Source organism: Corallococcus terminator (genome assembly GCF_003611635.1).
In the GTDB taxonomy this organism is placed as follows: domain Bacteria; phylum Myxococcota; class Myxococcia; order Myxococcales; family Myxococcaceae; genus Corallococcus; species Corallococcus terminator.
In genome coordinates, this window is sequence record NZ_RAVZ01000521.1 from 1 (window position 1) to 4,336 (window position 4,336).

At 71.5% G+C, this 4,336-nt stretch carries 3 protein-coding genes; 2 read left to right on the forward strand and 1 reads right to left on the reverse strand.

Annotated features, from left to right (window positions below):
* Together D7V88_RS39320 and D7V88_RS39325 are read left to right on the forward strand one after the other, a co-directional pair.
* The coding region (locus D7V88_RS39320) for an AAA ATPase domain-containing protein (protein ID WP_208726731.1) at positions 1-1,647 on the forward strand (1,647 nt) is incomplete at its 5' end.
* 293 nt (positions 1,648-1,940) lie between these two features.
* Positions 1,941-2,750, forward strand: a complete 810-nt coding sequence (locus D7V88_RS39325) for a hypothetical protein (protein ID WP_120545652.1) — start codon at positions 1,941-1,943, stop codon at positions 2,748-2,750.
* A gap of 45 nt (positions 2,751-2,795) precedes the next feature.
* On the opposite strand, the gene hflX is transcribed toward D7V88_RS39325, so the two are convergent.
* Entirely contained in the window at positions 2,796-4,220 is a 1,425-nt protein-coding gene (hflX, locus tag D7V88_RS39330) for a GTPase HflX (RefSeq protein WP_120545653.1), read from the reverse strand.
* Between the last annotated feature and the right edge of the window lie 116 nt (positions 4,221-4,336).

Here is a 4,336-nt window from a genome sequence, read left to right on the forward strand (position 1 = left end):
GCCCCCGAGTCCCCTGCCCCTCCGGACGACTTCGCCCTACTGGTCGCGGTGCTGCCCCCCGCGCTCCAGGAGGCGGTGCGGCGCCTGCCGGAAGCGGAGCTGTTGGAGGTGGTGATGGACCTGGGACGGCCTCCCGAGGCCCGGCTGGTGGGCGGCGTGGCGCGCCTCTCCGACGTGGCCGTGGACGCGGACGCGTTGCAGGCGGTGCTGTCGCGGGTGGGGGAGCCGGGCGGGGACAACCGCGCCGGCATCGAGCGGACGCTGCACCGTGTGTCGGCGATCCGCAACCGGCAGGGCCGCGTGGTGGGGCTCACGCTGCGCGTGGGCCGCGCCATCGTGGGCACCATCGACATGCTTCGCGACCTGGTGGATTCAGGGAAGAACCTGCTGCTGCTGGGGCGGCCGGGCGTGGGCAAGACGACGAAGCTGCGCGAGGTGGCGCGCGTGCTCGCGGACGCGCTGGGCAAGCGCGTGATGGTGGTGGACACGTCCAACGAGATTGGCGGCGACGGGGACATCCCGCATCCGGGCATCGGGGGTGCGCGGCGCATGCAGGTGAGCCGGCCGGACCGCCAGCACGACGTGATGATCGAGGCGGTGGAGAACCACATGCCCGAAGCCATCGTGGTGGATGAGATTGGCACCTCCGCGGAGGCCGCCGCCGCGCGCACCATCGCCGAACGGGGCGTGCAGTTGGTGGCGACCGCGCACGGCAACACGCTGGAGAACCTGGTGCTGAACCCCACGCTCTCCGACCTCGTGGGCGGCGTGCACACCGTCACCCTGAGCGACGAGGAGGCGCGGCGGCGACGCACGCAGAAGACGGTGACCGAGCGCAAGGGGACGCCCACCTTCGACATCGTGGTGGAGATGGTGAACCGCGAGGAGGTGCGCGTGCACCGCGATACCGGCGCCGCCGTGGACCGGCTGCTCGCGGGCACGGAGGTGGGAGGCGAGCGCCGCCGGCAGCAGGGGGACACGGTACTCGTGGAGGCGACGCCCGAGGTCGTGGAGGCCACGGCTCCGGGTGGGCACGTGCCGCCGGGCACGCCGGCCCTGGGCGCCCCCCGGGCCGGGCCGCTTCGCATCGCGGTGCACGCGGTGAGCCGCGAGCTGCTGGAGCGCGTGCTCCGCGACCTGCCCGTGGAGGCCGTGGTGGTGGGCCGTCCGGAGAACGCGGAGCTGGTGCTCACGGCGCGCAGCCGCGCCAACTCTCCGCGCCTGCGTCGGGCCGCTGAACGGGGAGGGGCGCGCGTGCTGATCATCAAGCGCAACAGCGCCACGGAGATGCGCCGGGCGCTCCGCTCCGAGCTCAACCTCCTGGAGGGGGTGGATCCGGAGGAGGTCCGCGCCGCCGTCGCCGATGCGCAGGACGCCATCCGGCGCGTGCTCGCGGAAGGGCAGCCCGTCGCGCTGGCGCCCCGCCCTTCCCGGTTGCGGCGGGTGCAGCACACGCTCATCATCCGGAACCGATTGGAGGCGGTGAGCCTGGGCAGTGAACCCAAGCGCCACCTGGTCATCTACCCGGCGGGCACGGGCGTGGCGGAGACCTCCGAACCGGAGCCCGTGGATGAGGAGCTTCCGGAGGATGACGCGGAGGCCGGGACCGAGGCGCCGCACGAAGAGGAGGACGGTTCCGAGCCCTGAAGCACGGGTCCACTCCACGCGCCTGTGGCCGAAACGTGGGGGCCGGGGTCATGCGCTTCATGAGCCCTCCATCGGGGAGTGCTCGATGACGCGGCATGCCTCCTCCCCATGACCGACACGTCCTGACGGCCTCGCCCGTGAGTGCGCAGCGCGCTGCACACGCGAGGTGGGGTCCTGGCTACCCTTTCCCTGGGGATTCGCGGGGTTGAGCGGAGGCACGGCCGTTGCTGAGAGACTGGGGCACGGTCGGCCGCCGGGAAGCGGCTGAACCCCACACCTCCCTGGAGACATTCATGCGTCGCGCCACCTGCATCGCCGCCCTTGCCATCCTCGCCACCGCCTGTGGCGACAACACGCCCACCCAGGGAGAGATCAACGATGCGACGGCGCGCGTGGAGCGCGTCGCAGCCTCGGCCCATCTGGTGCGCGGGGCGCTGGAAGTGCTGGGCCTCATGCCGGTGTACACGTGCGGTGAGCCGCGCCGCTCGTTCGTGAACCACGCCGTGGAAGGACTGTCCGCCAGGGTGTCGTGCGCGTCGGCCACGGTGATCGCGGTGGATGACGTCACGGACGCGGTGCTGCTGAAGTTCGCGGACGCGGGCTGTCTGGTGCATGGCCTGACCTTCAAGGGACAAGCGCAACTGGAGTACCGGGGCGGCGAGGACCTGATGGAGATGCACGCGGACCTGCGCGGCATGATGGTGGACGGCCAGCCGCTCCAGGCGAAGGTGGGCTACGGCACCTGCGGCGACGAGACGCGCCTGTTCGCGGACGTGGAGGGCGACGTGCCGGGCCGCGCGGGCCACACCTTCCACGTGAACAGTCAGGTGGGCAAGCGCGAGGGCCTGCCCATCATCGGGGGCACGTCGCTCATCTTCGACGGCCCGGGTGAACTGACGGGCCCCGCGGGCACCGACCGCATCACCCTCACGGGGCTGGAGTACGAAGTCGGCAACTACCTGCCCAAGGAGGGCACGGCCCTGCTGGAGACGGCGGAGGGACGCACCCTGAAGATTGCCTTCCAGCCCGTGCTCTGGCGCGTGGGCAAGGCGGAGATCACCGTGGATGAGAAGGAGCCCGTGACAGTGCCTGTGATCCGCTGAGTCGCCGCACGGCCCCTTCCGCGCCAGTCCCCCTGGCGCGGACGCTCACTCCTGGAACGACTGGGTGAGCTTCGCGATGGCCCCCGGCAGTCCGCGCACGCGCAGCCGGCTGCCGACCTCGTCGTAGGCCTGGGACACCACCGTGGTGTGTTCGTACACCTCGCTGATGCGTCCCTGCCGGGCGTAGGGAATCACCAGGTCCGCCTCCACCATGGAGGACTCGAAGAAGGCGATGATGTTCTTGCGCAGCATCGCCACGTCGTCCGGCTGGTGCGCGGAGAGCATGAGCGCGTCCGGGTGCTTCGCCAGCAGCGCTTCCCTGGCCGCCGCGTCCAGCCGGTCCGCCTTGTTGAAGAGCAGCTTGCTCGGCACGGCGTTCGCGCCAATGTCCCGGAGCACCGTGCGGGTGACCTCCAACTGCGCGGCCCACGTGGGGTCCGACGCATCCACCACGTAGAGCAGCAGCGACGCTTCCAGCGCCTCGTCCAGCGTGGAGCGGAAGGACGCGACCAGGTCGTGCGGCAGCTTCTGGATGAAGCCCACCGTGTCGGAGACGAGGATGCGCGGACGGGTCTCCGGCTGCATCGCGCGCACCGTGGTGTCGAGCGTCGCGAAGAGCTGGTCCGCGACCAGCACCGTGCTGCCCGTCAACGCGCGCATCAGCGAGGACTTGCCCGCGTTCGTGTAGCCGACGAGCGCCACCCGCAACTGGTCCCTTCGCGCGTAGCGGCGGTGGTCCTGGTCCTTCTGGATGGCCGCCAGTCCCTCGCGCAGCTCCGCCAGCCGGTCGCGAATCTTGCGGCGGTCCAGCTCCACCGCCGAGTCACCCGAGCCACGGCCCTGTTGCCGCTCGCGGCCTCCGGAGGACTCCCGCAGCCGGGGGGCCAGGTAGTTGAGCCGGGCGATCTCCACCTGCATCCGCGCTTCGTGGCTCTTCGCGTGCCGGTGGAAGATGTCGACAATCACGCCCGCGCGGTCCAGCACCGTCGCCCCGGTGGCCTTCTCCAGGTTGCGCAACTGGCCCGGGGACAGCTCGTGGTCCACGACCACCACGGTGGGCCGGGGCTCCGCCTTGTCGTCCTCCTCCGAGGGCGGAGGCAATGCGGCCTCCTCCGGCTCCACGTCGTCGGCGTCCTCTTCGACGACCTCGTCCTCGGGGTCGGGCTCCGTGTTGGCGGCGGCCTCCCACTTCTCGCGGGCCTTCGTCGTCCGGTCCTGCGCCCCGGACGCAATCACGCCCGTGCCTCCGGTGAGGGCGGCCAGCTCCTTGAGCTTGCCCGTCCCCAGCACCGTGCCCGTGGCCAGCCGCTCCCGCTTCTGGGACACGGTCGCCACCGAGTCGTACCCCAGCGTGTGCACCAGCCGGCGCAGCTCCGCGAAGTCCGCGGCGTGCTCTTCGTCAGAGACGCCCGGAAGCTGGACACCGACGAGGACTGCACGCGGACGTTCAGGGAGGGTGGAGATCGCCATGCGGATGCTCGTAACACGTCGGGCCGTCCCGTGACGGGGCGAGTCCACGCCACCCGACACTCCCCGGGCCCGGGCGATGCCTTGCCTGGATGGGGAGGGGGCAGGAATGCCGAGGG